Genomic DNA, 18,298 nt, shown 5'->3' with positions numbered 1-18,298 from the left:
ACTGCTCCAACCAGCGTCTGTGAAAGGACCGCATCATGAAGAAGTTCGCCCCGCTGACAGTGCCGATCGGCATCGTCGGTATTGTGCTGCTGCTGATTGTTCCGGTGCCCGCGCCTCTGCTCGACGTCCTCATCGTCTGCAATATCCTGCTGGCGCTCCTGGTCCTCCTGACCAGCATGTTCGTGAAGAAGCCCCTGGACTTCTCGGTGTTCCCCTCCCTCCTGCTGGTCGCCACCCTCTTCCGGCTGGGCCTGAATGTCGCCTCCACCCGGCTGATCCTGGGGGAGGCGCACGCCGGGCAGGTCATCGAGGCGTTCGGCCAGGTGACGGTGGGCGGCTCCATGATCATCGGCGCCGTCGTGTTCCTCATCCTTGTGGTCATCCAGTTCATCGTGGTCACCAAGGGTGCGGAGCGGGTGGCTGAAGTCGGCGCCCGCTTCACCCTCGACGCGATGCCGGGCAAGCAGATGGCGATCGACGCCGACCTCAATGCCGGGTTGATCACGGACACCCAGGCCCGCGAACGCCGCGCCGAAGTCTCGGCCGAGGCCGACTTCTACGGCGCCATGGACGGTGCCTCGAAGTTCGTCAAGGGTGACGCCATTGCCGGGCTGATCATCATTATCATCAACTTCGTCGGTGGCATCGCGATCGGCATGCTGCAGGGCGGCATGGAGATCGGCGACGCCGTAAACACGTACGGCATCCTGACCATGGGCGACGGGCTCGTGACCCAGATCCCGGCGTTGCTGATGGCAGTCTCCACGGGCATGATCGTGACCCGATCCAACGCCGAAGCGGACATGGGCCGCACTGCGTCCACCCAGCTGCTGCAGTCACCCAACGCGCTGATGATCGCCGGCGTCGCGGCCATCGCGATGGCCCTCATTCCCGGCATGCCGCCGCTGCCGTTCATCCTGGTCGGTGTTGGCCTGCTGTTGGCATCGCGCCGGATCGCGGCCCAAAAAGCGCAGGAGGCAAAGACCCTGGACGCCGAGGCCAGTGCCCTGAATTTCCCGGAAATGGATCCGAACGAGAAGCTGCTCGAGGACATGCGCGTCCATCCGGTGGAGATCCTGCTCGCCCCCGACCTCGTGGATATGGTCTCCGGCGCCTCCGATGACCTGCTGGCCCGGGTGAGGTCCCTGCGGCACAAGATTGCCATGGAGCTGGGCCTGGTCATTCCGCCGGTCCGCACCAGGGACAGCGTGGACCTGCCCCCGGCGAGCTACTCGATCCGGATCGCCGGAGTCGAGGCGGGCGCCGGCACCGCCCCCAGCGGCCAGATGCTGGCCCTGGGCGACAGCCTCGACTCGCTCCCGGGCATCGCGATGATTGAGCCTGTGTTCGGGCTGGCCGGGAAATGGATCCCGGCGGAAATGCGGCACAACGCGGAGATGACCGGCGCCACCGTGATCGACCGCGTTTCGGTCCTGGTTACACACCTGTCCTCGATCGTCACGGCCAACGCCGCCCGGCTGTTGTCCCGCGAGGACGTCCGGGTCCTGACCGAGGGAGTGCGGAAGCAGAGCCCCTCCGCCGTCGACGAACTCACCCCCGCGCTGCTCTCCCTCGCCGAGCTGCAGCGCGTGCTCCAGGGCCTGCTGGATGAGCAGGTGCCCATCAACGACCTGGCCAGGATCTACGAGGCGCTCACCCTCCGCGCGAAGGTCTCCACCGACCCGGAATCACTGGTCGAATCCGCGCGGCAGGCCCTCGGCCCGGCGCTGACGGCCAAGTTCATGGACGGCCCGGTGCTGAACGTAATCATGATCGACCCCGTCCTGGAACAACACATGCTCGAGGACATGCGGCCCGCCGAAGGCGGCAGCCAGATCGTGATGAACCAGGACAGGCTCGACGCAGTCCTCCGCTCAGTGCGTTCCGCCGTCGACTCCGCAGCGGCCGCCAACCGACCGGCAGTGCTGGTCTGCGCGCCGGCGCTTCGCCCCGCCGTCCGCCGCCTCGTGGGAGCGCAGCCCGGCTCGGTGCCGGTACTTTCTTACCGCGAAGTCACTTCAGCCAACGTCCGGATCGAAACAGTAGGAGTCGTTCGCCATGCAGAACCGCTTTCGGCTTAAGGGCGCCTCACTTGAGGAGATCCGCCGCAAGGCGGAACAGCAGCACGGCCCCGCGGCGCGCATCGTCTCGGCGGAACGGGTCATCAGCCCAGGGATCGCCGGACTCTTCGCCGGCGACCGTTACGAGGCGATCGTCGAGGTGGTGACGGGGCATGAGGTGGTCACCGGAGAGGTGGTTCCCGATCCCGACATCCTGGCCGAGGCTGACGCGCCGGCGGCACCGCCGGTAGAGGCTGCAACGCCCGCGGGGGCTGCGCCCGCCCACGACTTGAAAGGCGCCGCAATTGCGGCCCTGCTCGAGGAAGCCGACGCCGCGGAACTGAGCCTGCACCGCCCCGGCAACGCCGGGCTCTCGACGGAGTCCCCGGATTTCGCTGAACTGCTTGAACAGCTCGGCACCGGCCTGCGCGGCCCGGCCGCCGCCCCGGGTGTCCCGGGCAGCCGCAACCGGCAGGACTCCGGAGCGGCCACTGCCACGGCTCCTGGCGCAACCGAACTGACGGCCGGCGCTGCGGCTCCGGCAGCACCGGCGCCTGCCCCGGCCCAGGTGCTCGAATCCGTGCCGGTGCCGCTGAGCGGTACCGGTGATCTGGTGGTCCTGGTCGGGCTCGACGACGACGCGCTGGACACGGCCCTGGCGATGTCCACGGCCGCCGGCGGCGCCGATGTGCGCACGGCAGGAAAACTGTCCGCCTATGGCCATCTGCACGTGGAAGGACGCCAGGGCGCGACGGCGGCCCGCGCCCACGCCGTGATGACGGACCAGACCGTGCTCGTGGCCTTCGGCCTCGGGAAAGCCCGCGATGCCCTCGCCCGGCTCCAATCCGTCGCCATGCTCTCCGCCGACCAGCTGTGGGTAGTGGTCGACGCCGGACGCAAACAGGAGGACACGGCGCGCTGGGTCGGTGTGCTCGGCGCGCAGCTCGACATCACGGCGGTAGCGGTTGTGGGGGCGGCGGAGACCGCCACTCCGGAAACCGTCAACACGCTTGGACTGCCGGTGGGTTGGATCGACTCCGGCCAGGCCCGTTCGGTCAGGATCTGAAATGCACGGCACGATCCAGGCACCAGCAGCAGGATACGTCGGCAGCTCAGCACAGCGAAGGGTAGATTGAGAGGATGCTGGTACTTACACGCAAGCCGGGCGAACAGATCATGATCGGCGACGGGATCGTCATCACTGTTCTGGAAGGCCGCGGCGACGGTGTTCGGATAGGCATTGAGGCACCCCGCGGGGTGCCGATCCAGCGCCGGGAAGTCATCGAAGCCATTGCCGCTGCGAACCTGGCGGCAGCTGAAGCAGGCGCGGAATCCGGCCCGGACACGGAAGACGCGCTACGCGGGCTCCTGCCGCCGTCGGCCCCAGCCCCCGCCGCGGACTGAATGCCGGGACGGGAACCCGGTCAGCCGCGGTTGCCGCCGAGGTACTGGTCCAGAAGGGGCTGTTTGGTCCTGCGGGTGACTGCCAGGGCGCGCTCAATGTTCCCCGCCGTCGTCAGCTGATCAAGAACCCCAGCGGTGTCCGCCTGCACAGGCGCGGCGTCGCCGTTGCGCGGACCGGCCGACGCGCCGGACGCCACTGGACGGCTCAGGTTGCGCAGCGTGTCCTCGCTGGTCCGGGCGGCATCGTTGAGCTGCCGGACCAAAGTCCGCAGACCGTCCAGATGATCCTGCAGGACTTCGGCCCAGGCGCCGGGCGGTGCCCCCGCGACGAGCTCATTCAGCGTCGCCTGGGCGGGCAACCCCCACTCGGCCGCCACCGCTGCCGACTCGACACTCCGGGCCAGCGCTTCAAAGCGCAGCCGGTCAAGGACGCTTTCCACTTCGGAGGCGGTAAAGCTCAACCACTGCAGGTTGCCGGCCATGACATGGAGACGCTGCGTCTCCAGCCTGAATAAGAGCAATTCCAGCTGACGGCGCTCCTGCCAGAGAGCCGCCGAAAGATCACCTGCACCCATGGACCCCATTCCCCTTGCCGCCCCCGGCCGAGAAGCCTTACCGCATTTTCAGCCAAGCTTTTCCCTGAGGTTACACGCAGAGAGGGGATCAGGTGATAGGTTTCGTTCTGGGTGCTGCGCCCGGGTTTTTGAACTCCGACTTCCATGGGGGAGCACGGGGCCCATTTCGGGTGCGGCTCTCGGTCTTTTAAGGCTGCCGGATCCTGTCTCATGGGGGGACATTCTATTGAATCGCGTGGAACGCAACGAGATGGTCACACAGCATCTTCCGCTGGTGGGCTACCTCGTCTCAGACTTGTGCTCAAAGGCGTCACACCTTTCTCGCGATGACCTGGCGTCGGCGGGCGCCATTGCCCTGATCACCTCGGCGGACTCCTTCGACCCGGACCTCGGGGTGCCGTTCGGTGCTTTTGCGCGCCGGCGGATCCTGGGTGCTTTTGCCGACGAGATGCGGGCGAGCGACTGGGCCACCCGCTCGGCGCGGCGCCGGATCAAAGAGACGATGTCGGTCCAGGAAACCCTCGCCGCAGCCCTCGGGCGCACCCCCAGCGTCGACGAGATCGCCGCGGCCCTCGGTGTCCAGCAGAGCGTCGTCGAGGCAGCCCTCGCCGATGCCTCCCGGACGCTGACGCCCCTGGATGAAGCAGTCGTTGACACGCTGGCCGCCGAGACCCTGACCCCTGAACACTCCGTGCTCGCGGACGAGCGGCTCCAGTACCTCCGCGCGGCGGTGAAGTCCCTCCCCGAGCGGATGCGCTACGTCGTCGAGGAGATCTACTTTGGCGACCGGACCGTCAAGGATCTGGCCGCGGAACTTGGATCCACCCACGCGGCGGTCTCCCAGCAGCGCGCCGAGGCCATCCGGCTTATGCGTGACGGCCTGACCGCGCACTATTCGGACGATCCCGGGCAGGGCTTCGAGCCCCAGTCGCGGATCACCCCGAAGCGCCGAAATGACTACCTTGCCCAGCTGGCAGAGACCACCACGGGCGGCATTACGCGGGCTATCTTCCCGCAGGGGCCGGTGCTCAACCAGGCGGTCTGAGCGGTTTCGGACGTCCCCCCCGGCAGGTAGTAAGCCGACTTAGTAAGCTGACCGAGAAATTCTTCCCGGGGCGTCGCGTCCCTCTATGCCCTGGGGTAGCGTCGGTAGCATCGAATCCAGCGGTATCGAACGCAATAGCGGCTTGGTAACAGCGGATTCAACAGTCGCAACGGTATCGGACTTACTCAGGAGGACGCATGAAAGCATCACCAACGCTCACGACGAACCTGCAGGCAGTGCTCGTAGACCTGATCGAACTTCACGTTCAGGGCAAGCAGGCGCACTGGAACATCGTCGGGACGAACTTCCGGGACCTCCACCTTCAGCTGGATGAGATCATCGACGCCGCCCGCGCCTTCGCGGATGACCTGGCGGAGCGCATGCGCGCCCTGCACGCCCTCCCCGACGGCCGCAGCTCCACGGTGTCCAAGTCCACCTCGCTCGCTGAATTCCCGGCCGGCCTGATCAATACGAAGGACGCTATCGAGCGGATCGTCGCCGCCCTCGAGGCCGCCGTCGGAACCATGCGCAAGGTTCACGACGAAGTGGACGAGGAGGACCCCACGACGGCGGACCTGCTGCACGAGTTCATCGCCAAGTTTGAGCAGTACGCGTGGATGGTCAACGCCGAGACGATGCGGGCCAACGCCAGCGTCACCACGGCGGACAGCAAGTAGCAGCCGCCAGCAGTTTCAGCGCCCGGCGCCGGTTCCCCCCGGCGCCGGGCGCCCGGCATTTAATCCTGGTCTCCAAGATGCAGACTCCTACGGACTACCGCGCCGTTGGCACCTTCCGAAGGACGACGGCGGCGAGGACTGACGCTCCCGCCATCAAGACCAGCGCGATGGCTGCCGTGATGTGGACGCCCGAGTCGAAGGCGGCGCGGGCTGCGGTCATTACCGCGTCCGCCAGCGGTCCCGGGAGAGCCTCGGCCAGTTCCACGGCCCCGGCAAGGGTCTCGCCGGCCTGGGCGGACGCCTCGGCGGGGGCGCTCTCGGCGACGGCGGCGGGCAACCGGAGATTGCCCTGGTAGGAGGCCGTCAGGATCGAGCCCAGGATAGCGGTGCCGAGCAGTGAGCCGATTTCGTAGCCGGTCTCGGAAATTGCGGCCGCCGCGCCGGATTTCTCCGCGGGTGCTGCGCCCAGGATCAGGTCGTTGGAAATGGTTTCCGCGGCGCCCACGCCGAGGCACAGCACCAGCAGGGCCGCCAGCAGCAACGCGGGGCCATTGCCATGATCGCCGAAGGCTACCAGGAAGTAGCCCGCGGCGCTCAGGAGCAGCCCGCCGGCCACCACGAAACCGGGCCGGACCTTCTTCACCAGCGGGACCACCAGCAAGCCGGCCGCCACGGTGGCGATCAGGGCGGGAACCATGGCGACGCCGGATTCCGAGGGGGACTGGCCCTCGAGCAGCTGCAGGTGCTGCGCGAGGAACAGGATGAAGCCGTTGAAGGAGAACAGCGCCAGCACGTTCGCGATGATGGCGGTGCTGAAGACCCGGTTGCCGAAGAGGCTGATATCCAGAAGCGGAGCGGTGCGGTTCCGTGCCCCGGCGTCAGACGGTGCCGTCCTGTTCTGTGCCGGACCGCTTTGTGCCGGGGCTGCCGGCAGCAGGTGCCGCTGGCGCCGGATGAAGACGTAGCCCATCAGCAGGCCAAAGCCGATGGCGGCCAGCGGTTCCGCGGCCAGTCCGTGGGTGGCCAGGATCTTGATGCCATAGACCACGGGCACCATCACCAGCAGGGACAGGATGATGCTGGGCACGTCCACGCGGCCAGGATTCGGGTCGCGGGATTCCGGGATCAGGGCCGGCCCCAGGACCAGCAGCGGCAGGATGATCGGCACGGCCACGAGCAGGATCGCGCCCCACCAGAAGTGCTCCACCAGCCAGCCGCCGAAGATCGGGCCCAGCGCGGCGCCGCCGGAGAAGCCGGCGGCCCAGATGGCCACGGCCAGCCGGCGCCGGTTGGGTTCGGGGAAGATGTTGCGGATCAGGGAAAGGGTGGAGGGCATCAGCATGGCGCCGAAGAACCCCAAGCCTGCGCGTCCGGCGATCAGCCATTCGGCGCTGGGGGCGAAGGCGGTGACCGCCGAGACGGCAGCGAAACCCGTGCTGCCGACGAAGAGCAACCGGCGGCGGCCGATCCTGTCCCCGAGGCTACCCATGGCCACGAGAAGACCGGCCAGGACCAGGGGATAGGCGTCGACAATCCAGAGCAGCTCGACTCCGGTGGCGTCGAGGCTGCGCGCGATGGCCGGCAGCGCAAAGGTCAGGGCCGTGTTGTCGACGGCCACGAGCAGCACCGGAAACATCAACAGCGCCAGCGCCAGCCAGTCGCGCCACGGGGCACGCGGTGCATGGCTGGTTGTTGCCCCGGCGGCGGACTCGCCAACTGCGCCGGTGCTGTTGCGGGTGAAGGAAGTGTTGCTCATGGACTTAACTGTACCGTCTGGACGGTACAGTTAAGAAATGAAGCCCCCGCCAGGGGGCATGATAGGACCCATGGCCAGAAAACCCGTCGCCCGCGAAGCCGTCCTCGACGCGTTCGAATCCCTGCTGATCGAAGAGGGCGAGCGTGCCGCGACGCTGGATGCCGTGGCCCGGCTTGCCGGCGTCTCCAAGGGCGGGCTGCTGTACCACTTCCCCAACAAGGAAGCGATGATCTCCGTTCTGCTGGAACGGCTGGACCGGCTGCTCGCCGAGGACCTCGCTGCCATGGCCGCCGCCCCCGAAGGCGCTGCGGCGTTCTTCATCAAGTCCTCGGTCTGGGCTGACACGCCGCTGGACCGGGTCTTCGTCGCTGCCACCAGGCTCGCTGAGGTGGCCCATCAGGAAACCCTGCGGCGGATGGCCGCCGTGCAGGCGTCCTGGCTGGAACTGCTGGCGGCCGACGTCGGCCCTGCCATGGCCAAGCCGGTCCTTTATATGGGTGACGGGCTGTATTTCAATGCGATGCTGGCCCGCGGGCCAGGGGGATGGCTGCCGGAGGTCGGCCCCGACGTCGCAGGTCTCCTCACTGCCCTCGAGCGTCTCCGCGGCTAAGCCTGCGGCGGCCAGTCCGCCCCCGACGGCGGTCCCAGCGCGTAACTCTCGCAGGGGACCCGTCGCGGGTTTGCGGACGCGGGCCGGGCGTAGGACAATGAGAGCTGTGACTGTTGTCACGCCAAGTTAATATGCCTTTGATCTGCGGCGGGAGAGTTCTGCTTGTAGGTGCAAGCGGGCGCCGTAGGAGCAAATCCTCCCCAGGAATCTCTCAGGCCCATGTACCGCCGCGGCAAGGCAACTCTGGAAAGTAGCAGGCTGTCTTCTGACATGCTGTGCTCACCGACGGTGCAAGCGGAGCCATGCGAGAGCACGGTTGCGCGGAAACTCTCAGGTCCAATACAGAGCGGGGAGGAACCCGAATCAATGTGGCGTACCCTGCGCCGCCTTAGTTATGGAGTTCCTTGTGACTGTTACCTCAGCCTCCACGTCCTTCGTTGACCGGCACATCGGCGCCCGCCGTGAGTCCGACGTCGACGCCATGCTGAAGGCTGTCGGCTATGACACCGTCGACGCCCTCGTGGACACCGCCGTTCCGAAGGACATCCGCCAGGACTCCCCGCTCTCGCTCGGCGCAGCGCTCAGCGAAGTCGAAGTCCTCGCCGAACTGCGCCAGCTGGCCGCGAAGAACAAGACCGCGGTCCAGATGATCGGCCAGGGCTACTACGACACGGTCACTCCGGCCGTCATCCGCCGGAACATCCTCGAGGCCCCGGCCTGGTACACGGCCTACACGCCGTACCAGCCGGAAATCTCCCAGGGCCGGCTCGAGGCGCTGCTGAACTTCCAGACCATGGTCCAGGACCTCGTGGGACTGCCGATCGCCAACGCCTCGCTGCTGGACGAAGCCACCGCCGTCGCCGAGGCCGTGCTGATGATGCGCCGGGCGAATAAGAACAAGGCCGCCCACGACGGCAAGACCGTCCTCGACGCCGACTGCCTCCCGCAGACCATCGCGATCGTCCAAGGCCGCGCCGAGGCCCTCGGCTTCGAGGTCGAGGTCGCGGACCTCTCCAAGGGACTGCCCGACGGCGTCATCAACGGCGTCGTCCTCCAGCAGCCCGGCGCCGCCGGGCGCGTGTTCGACCACACCGCCGTGATCGCCGAGGCCAAGGAACGCGGCGCCCTCGTCACCGTCGCCGCTGACCTGCTCGCGCTGACCCTCATCACGCCGCCCGGCGAGCAGGGCGCCGACATCGCCGTCGGCTCTACCCAGCGCTTCGGTGTTCCGTTGTTCTTCGGCGGCCCGCACGCCGCCTACATGGCGGTCCAGAAGGGCCTCGAGCGGTCCATGCCCGGCCGCCTCGTCGGTGTCTCCAAGGACAACGCCGGCGTCCCGGCCTACCGCCTCGCGCTGCAGACCCGCGAGCAGCACATCCGCCGCGAGAAGGCCACCTCCAACATCTGCACCGCCCAGGCGCTGCTGGCCATCGTGTCCTCGTTCTACGCTGTCTACCACGGCCCGGACGGGCTGAAGGCGATCGCCGAGACCGTCCACGGCCACGCCAGGACCATCGCCGCCTCCCTGAAGGCCGCCGGCCTGAACGTGCTGCACACGTCGTTCTTCGACACCGTGACCGTCTCGGTGCCCGGCAAGGCCGCCGAAATCGTCGCGGCCGCCGACGCCAAGGGCATCAACCTGCGTTCCATCGACGCCGACACGGTCGGCATCTCCGCCGATGAGGCCACGACGGCGGCAATCGTCGCCGACGTCGTCGCCGCGTTCGGGGCTGGCGTCGCAGACAATGACGCCGGCTTCGCCCTGGACGCCGCCGTCGAGCGCACCTCCGACTACCTCCAGCACCCGGTGTTCAACACCCACCGCTCCGAAACCCAGCTGCTGCGCTACATCCGCCGCCTCTCCGACCGCGACCTCGCCCTGGACCGCACCATGATCCCGCTGGGCTCCTGCACCATGAAGCTGAACGCCACCGCCGAGATGGAAGCCATCTCCTGGCCGGAATTCGCCTCCATCCACCCCTTCGCCCCGGAATCCCAGACCGCGGGCTGGCGCGAACTGATCGAGGACCTCGAAGCCCAGCTCACGGAGATCACCGGCTACGACCAGGTCTCCATCCAGCCCAACGCCGGATCCCAGGGAGAGCTCGCCGGCCTGCTGGCCATCCGCGGCTACCACCTTTCCCGCGGGGACGAACAGCGCAACGTCTGCCTGATCCCGGCCTCGGCCCACGGCACGAACGCGGCCTCAGCCGTGCTCGCCGGCATGAAGGTCGTTGTCGTCGCCACCGCCCCGGACGGCACGATCGACCACGCCGACCTCTCTGCCAAGATCGAGCTGCACAAGGACGCCCTGTCCTGCATCATGATCACCTACCCGTCCACGCACGGGGTGTACGACGCCGACGTCCGCGAAGTCTGCGACGCCATCCACGCTGCCGGCGGCCAGGTCTACATCGACGGCGCCAACCTCAACGCCCTCGTCGGTCTGGCCCAGCCCGGCCTGTTCGGCGGCGACGTCTCGCACCTGAACCTGCACAAGACCTTCTGCATCCCGCACGGCGGCGGCGGCCCCGGCGTCGGCCCGGTCGCGGCGAAGGCCCACCTGGCACCGTTTATGCCCGGCAACGCGGCGGATCCGGCCAACGGCGAAAGCGGCACGCCGATCTCCGCCTCCCGCTACGGCTCGGCCGGTGTGCTGCCGATCTCCTGGGCGTACGTGAAGCTCATGGGCGGCCAGGGCCTCACCGAGGCCACCAAGTCCGCCCTGCTCGCGGCGAACTACATCGCCTCCCGCCTGAACGACTTCTTCCCGGTGCTCTACACCGGTGAAGGCGGACTCGTAGCCCACGAATGCATCCTGGACCTGCGCGAGCTGACGGCCAAGACCGGCGTGACCGCCGAGGACGTCGCCAAGCGCCTCATCGACTATGGCTTCCACGCGCCCACCCTCGCGTTCCCGGTGGCGGGCACCCTGATGGTCGAACCCACCGAGTCCGAGGACCTCGGCGAGATCGACCGCTTCATCACGGCCATGATCGCTATCCGCGCCGAAATCGACCAGGTGGCCCACGGCGACTTCACCGTGGAGCACAGCCCGCTGCGCAACGCACCGCACACCGCAGCAGCCGTCATCAGCACCGACTGGGCGCGCGAATACCCGCGCGAACAGGCCGTCTTCCCGGTGCACACGCTCCGCCAGGACAAGTACTTCCCGCCGGTCGGCCGGATCGACGGCGCGGCTGGCGACCGCAACCTGATCTGCTCCTGCCCTCCCCTCGAAGCCTTCGAGGACCATTCCGACGACTCCGCCAACTGAAGGACAGCGAACGATGACTGAGAACTACACGGCCCTTTACGAAGAGCACAAGAAGCTCGGCGCCTCCTTCACGGACTTCGGCGGCTGGCAGATGCCGCTTAAGTACAGCTCCGAACTCGCAGAGCACCACGCCGTCCGCAAGTCCGCGGGCCTGTTTGACCTCTCCCACATGGGAGAAGTCTGGGTCACCGGTCCGGATGCCGCAGCCTTCCTGGACTACGCCCTCGTGGGCAAGATCTCTGCGATGGCCATCGGCAAGGCCAAGTACTCGCTGATCTGCAACGAGGACGGCGGCATCATCGACGACCTCATCACCTACCGCCGTGGCGAGCAGAAGTTCCTCGTTGTCCCCAACGCCGGCAACGCGAAGGTCGTCGCCGCGGCCCTCGCCGAGCGGGCTGGCGCATTCGACGTCACTGTCGAGGACGCGTCCGCCGAAACCTCGCTGATCGCCGTGCAGGGGCCCAAGGCCGAGGAGATCCTGCTGCGCCTGGTCCCAGCCGCGCAGCACGAGCTCGTCACCGGGCTGAAGTACTACGCCGCCGTCGAAGTGCCGTTCATGTTCGGCGGCTCCAGCCAGGACCTCCTGCTGGCCCGCACGGGCTACACCGGTGAAGACGGGTTCGAAATCTTTGTCGCAAACGACGGCGCCGCCGCCCTCTGGCAGGCGCTCGTCGCCATCGCCGAAGACGGCGAACTGACCGCTGCCGGGCTCGCGTCCCGCGACTCACTCCGCCTCGAGGCAGGCATGCCGCTCTACGGCAACGAGCTCTCCCTCGACGGCGACCCGTACGCCGCCGGGCTGGGCCCGATTGTCGCGCTGTCCAAGGAAGGCGACTTCGTCGGCAAGGCCGCCCTGGCCGCGATGAAGGAAACCGGCGCCGGATCCACCACGGGCCGCAAGCTCGTGGGCCTCAAGGGCCTCGGACGCCGGGCCGGCCGCGGCCACTACCCGGTCCTCAAGGACGGTAACACCGTCGGCGAAGTCACGTCCGGCCAGCCCAGCCCGACCCTCGGCTACCCGGTCGCGATGGCCTACGTCGACGTCGAGTTCACCGAACCCGGCACCGCCCTGGACATCGACCTCCGCGGCAAGGCCGAGCCCTTCGAAGTTGTGGCACTGCCTTTCTACAAGCGCCAAAAGTAGCCCGGCTGTTCGGGGTCCTGGGTACCTCAGCGGTACCCGGCCCCGGGGTTGCGTAGGCCCGTCGGCCCCGACATCCTCTGCATGCTCGGTCGCGAAGACGCCCGCTGGGCGGACGTGACGCTCCCTTAGACGCATGCTGCCGGATGCCGGGCCCGAAGGGCCCGGCATCTCACCCGAGGATCAACTCACCTCTAGGACAAAAACCACAGCAGGACCAACGGGAACCGGCGCCTTTGAAAGCCAAAAGTGCTGGAGGATGAACCGCCTACCGAGGCGGCTCGTCCCAACGGTGTACTACGCCAAGCTCGATCATTGGGGGTTGAGCTTGACGGCACCATTGAAGCCGGGGGAGCAGCCAGGCCCTAGAAGAATACGAACGGCCACTGTTCTTTCCGGAACTGGCGGTCTGTCCGAAACTGTTTGATCGCCGAACTGAACTGAAAATTAGCGGCGGGGGCTCGGCATCCGGAAGCGTGCGTCTAAGCGAGTGCCCCATCGTCCGGGTTCCCTGACCGAGCTTGCGAGGTTAGGGGGACGGTGGGGTGTACGAGCGAGCACGCGGAGGATGGCGAACCCCGCCGCGTAACCCGGCCACGGTCGGCCCGTAACCCAGCAACAATAGATTTAGCACCATCGACCACTCCGAGACTTAGGAAAAACAAATGGCAAGAGTTGCCCCTGAACTGCAGTACTCCGACGAGCACGAGTGGGTTGCGCGGGAGGCCGGGAACGTTGTGTCCATCGGCATCTCCGCCGTCGCCACAGATGCCCTCGGCGACATCGTCTACGTGGACCTGCCCGAAGTTGGCGCCACGGTGACCGCGGGGGAGACCTGCGGCGAGGTCGAGTCGACCAAGTCCGTCTCGGACCTGTACTCGCCCGTCACGGGCGAGGTCACCGAGATCAACCCCGCCGTCGTCGACGACCCCGCGCTGATCAACAGCGATCCCTACGGCGCCGGCTGGCTCTTCAAGGTGGCTGCCGAATCGGACGGACCGCTGCTCTCCGCCCAGGAGTACGCGTCGAAGAACGGCGGCGAACTGTGAGCGCCGCTGCCGGCGCCGTAACCGGCACGTTCGAGCAGGTAGTCTCCCCGTCCCTGGACGCGGACCTGTCCGCGCTGGATCCGGAGATCGCCGCGAAGATCGACGCAGAGCTGACCCGCCAGCGGGACGGCCTGGAGATGATCGCCTCGGAGAACCACACTGCCAGGGCCGTCATGCAGGCGCAGGGCTCCGTGCTGACCAACAAGTACGCCGAGGGCTACCCGGGCAAGCGCTACTACGGCGGCTGCGAACACGTCGACGTCATCGAGCAGCTCGCCATCGACCGGGTCAAGGCCCTGTTCGGCGCCGAGTACGCCAACGTCCAGCCGCACTCCGGAGCGCAGGCCAACGCCTCCGTGATGCACGCCCTGATCCGTCCGGGCGACACCATCATGGGCCTGAACCTGGCCCACGGCGGGCACCTCACCCACGGCATGAAGATCAACTTCTCCGGCCGCCTCTACAACGTCATCCCGTACCAGGTCCGCGAGGAGGACCACCGGATCGACATGGCCGAGGTGGAGCGCCTGGCCCAGGAGCACAAGCCGCAGCTGATCGTTGCCGGCTGGTCCGCGTACGCCCGGCAGCTGGACTTCGCCGAGTTCCGCCGGATCGCCGACTCCGTCGGGGCCTACCTGATGGTGGACATGGCCCACTTCGCCGGGCTCGTCGCCGCAGGGCTGCACCCCTCACCGGTGCCGCACGCCCACGTCACCACCTCCACCACGCACAAGACCCTCGCCGGTCCGCGCGGCGGCATCATCCTCTCCAACGACGCCGACATCGCCAAGAAGATCAACTCGGCCGTGTTCCCCGGCCAGCAGGGCGGCCCGCTGGAGCACGTCATCGCCGGCAAGGCCGTGGCCTTCAAGATCGCCGCGTCCCCCGAGTTCAAGGAACGCCAGGAACGTGTGCTCGCAGGCGCGCGGATCCTCGCCGACCGGCTGGTCCAGCCGGACGTCACCGCCAAGGGCATCAACGTGATCTCCGGCGGCACCGATGTGCACCTGGTCCTCGTGGACCTGCGCAACTGCGAACTGAACGGCCAGGAAGCCGAGGACCGCCTCGCGGAAATCGACATCACCGTCAACCGCAACGCCGTCCCGTTCGACCCGCGCCCGCCGATGGTCACCTCGGGCCTGCGCATCGGCACCCCCGCGCTGGCCACCCGCGGTTTCGGCGAGGCAGCCTTCGCGGAAGTTGCGGATATCATCGCGGAGGCCCTGATCGCCGACGCCGGCGCCGACCTGTCCGGTCTGCGCTCCCGGGTGGAGGCCCTCGCTGCCGCCCACCCGCTCTACCCCTCGGTTGATAACCTCGCCTAAGGGACGTATTACAGAAGTAGTAGCAGTACAGATCACGACGCCGGGCCGCCGCCACAAGCTGCCGCCCGGCGTCGTGCATCCGGCGGCACTGCCGCCAACCGGCGGCCGGACCGCCTTCCGGCAGGACCCCCTGCCGGGCCACAGTTAAAAGCCAGTTAGGAACCGACAATGGCCGTTGGAGTCTTCGACCTCTTTTCCATCGGAATAGGACCATCCAGTTCACACACGGTGGGACCCATGCGGGCTGCCGCGGTGTTCGCCGAGGAGCTCAAGGCTTCCGGGGTGCTGGACCGGGTGGCATCGCTGCGCGTTGACCTCTACGGCTCCCTCGCCGCCACCGGCCACGGCCACGGCACCATGACCGCGATCCTGCTCGGCCTGGAAGGCTTCCACCCCGAGCTGATCCTCCCCGAGGAAGTCGAGGAACGGCTCGCCGCGATTGCCGAGACTGGAAAACTGCAGCTGGCAGGCTCCGTGCCGCTGCCCTACGGCGTCAAGGACATGATCCTGCGCCCCCTGACCATCCTCCCGCGGCACACCAACGGCATGACGTTCACCGTCTCCGACGCCGGCGGCGAAATCCTGCACTCCGCCACGTTCTTCTCCGTCGGCGGCGGCTTCATTGTCCGCGAAGGCGAGGAGGACGCCGCGCTCAAGGAACTCGACGAATCCAAGAAGGAACTGCCGCTGCCCTTCCGCACCGCCGCGGAGCTGCTGGGCCGCTGCCAGTCCAAAGGCCTCTCCATCGGCGAGATCATGTTCGTCAACGAGCGAGCCTCCCGCACCGAAGAAGAGATCCGCGAAGGCCTGCTGCACATTTACTCGGTGATGGAAGGCTGCGTCGAAGTCAGCCTCAAGCGCGAGGGGCTGCTGCCCGGCGGCCTCAAGGTCCGGCGCCGTGCGCCCGACTGGCACGAACGCCTCATGAAAGAGGACAAGGACCGGGACCCGAAGTATTGGCAGGAGTGGGTCAACCTGATCGCCCTGGCCGTGAACGAGGAAAACGCCTCGGGCGGCCGTGTGGTCACCGCCCCCACCAACGGGGCCGCCGGCATCATCCCTGCCGTGCTCTACTACGCCCTGCATTTTGCCCCCGGCATGGACAAGGCCACCCAGGCCGACCGCGACGACGTCATAGTCAAGTTCCTGCTGACCGCCGCCGCCATCGGGGTGCTGTACAAAGAGCAGGCCTCGATCTCCGGAGCCGAGGTCGGCTGCCAGGGCGAGGTGGGCTCGGCGTCGTCGATGGCCGCCGCAGGCCTGGCCGAAGTCATGGGCGGCACCCCGCAGCAGGTGGAAAACGCCGCGGAAATCGCGATGGAACACAACCTCGGCCTGACCTGCGACCCGATCGGCGGCCTCGTGCAGATCCCCTGCATCGAACGTAACGCCATCGCCGCGGCGAAGGCCATCAACGCCGCCAAAATGGCCCTGTGGGGCGACGGCACGCACCGGGTGTCCCTCGATGAAGTCATTGTGACCATGCGGGAGACCGGCAAGGACATGAGCTCCAAGTACAAGGAGACCGCGATGGGCGGCCTCGCCGTGAACGTGGTGGAGTGCTGAGACAGCTGTTCAGCGTCAGTTGTGCAGCGCCGCCCAGAGGTTCAGCGACGCGGCGAACACGATCCAGGACAGGTAGGGAAGCAGCAGCAGCCCGGCCGTCCGGCTGATCGGTCCGAAGTAGAGGATGGTGACGGCCACCGCCGCCGCCAGGGCGACGATAATGCCAAAGGCGATCCACAGCGCGGAGGTGCCGAGCGCCGGGTACAGGCCGAAGAAGACCGGCGTCCACAGCAGGTTCAAGACCAGCTGGACGGCATAGGCCGTCAGGGCGGGCCGGGTTCCCTCGGTCCGACGGCGCCAGACCAGCCAGGCGGCCACGGCTATTGCGGTGTAGAGGAGGGTCCAGACCGGCCCGAATACCCAGTTCGGCGGTGACCACGGCGCCTTGTCCGCGGTGGCGTACCAGCCGTTGACGTTGTTGGCGGTGGCAAGCCCGCCGAGCCCTGCCACCAAGGCGGAAGCAGCGAGGAAGGCCAGCAGTCCCAGCAGTTGGGGACCCAGCGCGCGCATCGGGGCCGGGTGTCCCTGGCGTCCGGATCCTGTGGCAAGAGATTGTTGGTCAGACGGCATGCTTCCAGCGTAGCGGCTCCGTTCCGGGCCGGCGTCTGGCCGGCGTATGGCCGGACCACGGACCGGACGACGGACCTTGGCGGATAGACTTGAATCTGCATGTCCGCATGCCGCCGACGCTCGTACCGCAATGATTGGATACCGCACCCTTGCGTGAATTCACTGCCCGCTTTGCCTCTGCCGAAGAGATCGCCAACTGGGATGCCCACGTCACCGCGAATCCCAACGGCGGCAATCTCTTGCAATCGGAGGCGTTCGCCGAGGTCAAGCAGCATTTCGGCTGGAAACCCCTTCACCTCGTGTATGAGACGGCCGATTACGCGAGCTACAACCTCGTCCTGGAGAAGTCCTTCCCGCTGCTGGGCAAACTCTGGTACTTGATCAAGGGCCCGGATGTGGCCTCCGTCGAGGACATCCCCGGCATCGCGGCGGCCAACGCCGAGTTCGTGAAGCGCGCCAGGCTGGGGGTCTTCGCCATCAAGATTGAGCCGGACATCGTGCTCTCCGAGGCCGCCAAGAGCGTGATCGAAGGCGCCGGCCTCGTCAAGACGCACAACCTGCAGCCAAACGACTCGACGGCACTGCTGGACATCTCCCCGGAAGAGAACCAGCTGCTGCGCAACCTGCACTCGCGGGGCCGCAACGCCGTTCGCCGCGCCATCCGCGAAGGGGTGGAGGTCCGCAACGTGGAGCCCACGGAAGAGAACTTCCGCGCTATGTACGCGCTGATGACCAACACCGTGGAAGCCAAGTCCCAGGTCCGCGTCCGCGAATACGACTACTACCAGCAGTTCTGGACGAATTTCATCAAACGGGACCAGGGGCGGCTCCTGTTCGTTTATGAGAACGGCGTGCCGTCGGTGGGCGCCTTCGTCATCAACTACGGCCGCAAGGGCACGTACAAGGATGGCGGCTCGTTGCAGAAGCGCGGCCAGTACGGTGACTCCCACCTGGTGCAATGGACGGCCATCAACCAGCTCAAGGACATCGGCTGTACTGAATACGATTTCTGCGGCACGCCTCCCAGCGACCAGCTCAAGGACACGTCCAACCCGTTCCACGGCCTGGGCCTGTTCAAGACCAGCTTCAGCAAGACCGTGACCGATTTTGTCGGCTGCTACGACCAGGTGCTGAACCCGCTGAAGTACAAGGCCTGGATGGCCGCGGGGGAGCGCGTTGCCCGCCAGCTCTACACCCGCCGCACGGGCCAGCAGTTCTACTAAACCGGCTGCCACGGAAA

The 18,298-nt window shown here is 67.2% G+C and carries 15 protein-coding genes and 2 riboswitches; of the genes, 12 read left to right on the top strand and 3 right to left on the bottom strand.

Features of this window, described 5'->3' with window-relative positions; genetic code table 11:
• Positions 1 to 35: 35 nt before the first annotated feature.
• From AB4Y67_RS06555 to AB4Y67_RS06545, 3 genes are all read left to right on the top strand, one after another.
• Positions 36 to 2,081 (top strand): flagellar biosynthesis protein FlhA, encoded by a 2,046-nt coding sequence (locus tag AB4Y67_RS06555; protein ID WP_441404973.1) that lies wholly within the window; start codon positions 36 to 38, stop codon positions 2,079 to 2,081.
• The gene (locus tag AB4Y67_RS06550; RefSeq protein ID WP_441404972.1) at positions 2,059 to 3,126 is read left to right on the top strand and encodes a hypothetical protein; all 1,068 of its coding nucleotides are present in this window, start codon (positions 2,059 to 2,061) and stop codon (positions 3,124 to 3,126) included. The genes AB4Y67_RS06555 and AB4Y67_RS06550 overlap by 23 nt, the downstream gene beginning before the upstream one ends.
• A 74-nt stretch (positions 3,127 to 3,200) precedes the next feature.
• Complete coding sequence (locus AB4Y67_RS06545; RefSeq protein ID WP_441404971.1) at positions 3,201 to 3,464, top strand: carbon storage regulator; 264 nt, start codon at positions 3,201 to 3,203, stop codon at positions 3,462 to 3,464.
• Positions 3,465 to 3,484: 20 nt separating this feature from the next.
• Here the strand turns inward: AB4Y67_RS06545 and flgN are convergent, their stop codons facing one another.
• Positions 3,485 to 4,039 carry a flagellar export chaperone FlgN gene (flgN, locus tag AB4Y67_RS06540; RefSeq protein WP_441404970.1) on the bottom strand — a complete coding sequence of 185 codons (555 nt, stop codon included), beginning with the start codon at positions 4,037 to 4,039 and terminating at the stop codon, positions 3,485 to 3,487.
• A 226-nt stretch (positions 4,040 to 4,265) separates the two neighbouring features.
• Here flgN and AB4Y67_RS06535 point away from each other — a divergent pair, with 226 nt between their 5' ends.
• Positions 4,266 to 5,084, top strand: a complete 819-nt coding sequence (locus tag AB4Y67_RS06535; RefSeq protein WP_441404969.1) for a sigma-70 family RNA polymerase sigma factor — start codon at positions 4,266 to 4,268, stop codon at positions 5,082 to 5,084.
• 197 nt (positions 5,085 to 5,281) lie between these two features.
• Positions 5,282 to 5,761 (top strand): Dps family protein, encoded by a 480-nt coding sequence (locus AB4Y67_RS06530; RefSeq protein WP_441404968.1) that lies wholly within the window; start codon positions 5,282 to 5,284, stop codon positions 5,759 to 5,761.
• Positions 5,762 to 5,855: 94 nt separating this feature from the next.
• On the opposite strand, the gene AB4Y67_RS06525 is transcribed toward AB4Y67_RS06530, so the two are convergent.
• Positions 5,856 to 7,517: an MFS transporter gene (locus AB4Y67_RS06525; RefSeq protein WP_441404967.1), complete on the bottom strand. Its 1,662-nt coding sequence runs from the start codon at positions 7,515 to 7,517 to the stop codon at positions 5,856 to 5,858.
• A gap of 70 nt (positions 7,518 to 7,587) precedes the next feature.
• Between AB4Y67_RS06525 and AB4Y67_RS06520 the strand changes: the two genes are divergently transcribed.
• The 6 genes from AB4Y67_RS06520 (at position 7,588) to AB4Y67_RS06495 (ending at position 16,488) form a co-directional block, all read left to right on the top strand.
• On the top strand, positions 7,588 to 8,127 hold the full coding sequence (locus tag AB4Y67_RS06520) for a TetR/AcrR family transcriptional regulator (protein ID WP_441404966.1): 540 nt from the start codon (positions 7,588 to 7,590) through the stop codon (positions 8,125 to 8,127).
• A 138-nt stretch (positions 8,128 to 8,265) separates the two neighbouring features.
• Positions 8,266 to 8,364: riboswitch (glycine riboswitch) on the top strand.
• 1 nt (position 8,365) lies between these two features.
• A riboswitch (glycine riboswitch) is annotated at positions 8,366 to 8,482 on the top strand.
• Between the two features lie 39 nt (positions 8,483 to 8,521).
• Positions 8,522 to 11,404 (top strand): aminomethyl-transferring glycine dehydrogenase, encoded by a 2,883-nt coding sequence (gcvP, locus tag AB4Y67_RS06515; RefSeq protein WP_441404965.1) that lies wholly within the window; start codon positions 8,522 to 8,524, stop codon positions 11,402 to 11,404.
• Positions 11,405 to 11,417: 13 nt separating this feature from the next.
• Positions 11,418 to 12,551, top strand: coding sequence for a glycine cleavage system aminomethyltransferase GcvT (gene gcvT, locus AB4Y67_RS06510; protein ID WP_441404964.1), 1,134 nt, complete (start codon positions 11,418 to 11,420; stop codon positions 12,549 to 12,551).
• Positions 12,552 to 13,213: 662 nt separating this feature from the next.
• Positions 13,214 to 13,597 (top strand): glycine cleavage system protein GcvH, encoded by a 384-nt coding sequence (gene gcvH / locus AB4Y67_RS06505; protein WP_441404963.1) that lies wholly within the window; start codon positions 13,214 to 13,216, stop codon positions 13,595 to 13,597.
• Positions 13,594 to 14,922 (top strand): serine hydroxymethyltransferase, encoded by a 1,329-nt coding sequence (glyA, locus tag AB4Y67_RS06500; RefSeq protein ID WP_441404962.1) that lies wholly within the window; start codon positions 13,594 to 13,596, stop codon positions 14,920 to 14,922. The genes gcvH and glyA overlap by 4 nt, the downstream gene beginning before the upstream one ends.
• A gap of 168 nt (positions 14,923 to 15,090) precedes the next feature.
• Positions 15,091 to 16,488, top strand: coding sequence for an L-serine ammonia-lyase (locus AB4Y67_RS06495; protein WP_441404961.1), 1,398 nt, complete (start codon positions 15,091 to 15,093; stop codon positions 16,486 to 16,488).
• Positions 16,489 to 16,503: 15 nt separating this feature from the next.
• On the opposite strand, the gene AB4Y67_RS06490 is transcribed toward AB4Y67_RS06495, so the two are convergent.
• A complete protein-coding gene (locus AB4Y67_RS06490; protein WP_441405019.1) occupies positions 16,504 to 16,998 on the bottom strand; it encodes a TspO/MBR family protein in 495 nt (164 codons plus the stop codon).
• Positions 16,999 to 17,207: 209 nt separating this feature from the next.
• Between AB4Y67_RS06490 and AB4Y67_RS06485 the strand changes: the two genes are divergently transcribed.
• Complete coding sequence (locus AB4Y67_RS06485; RefSeq protein WP_441404960.1) at positions 17,208 to 18,281, top strand: lipid II:glycine glycyltransferase FemX; 1,074 nt, start codon at positions 17,208 to 17,210, stop codon at positions 18,279 to 18,281.
• Positions 18,282 to 18,298 lie beyond the last annotated feature (17 nt).

The sequence above is a fragment of the Arthrobacter sp. YAF17 genome, from assembly GCF_052113365.1.
Classification (GTDB): domain Bacteria; phylum Actinomycetota; class Actinomycetes; order Actinomycetales; family Micrococcaceae; genus Arthrobacter.
This window is presented reverse-complemented; position numbering and strand designations above follow the sequence as displayed.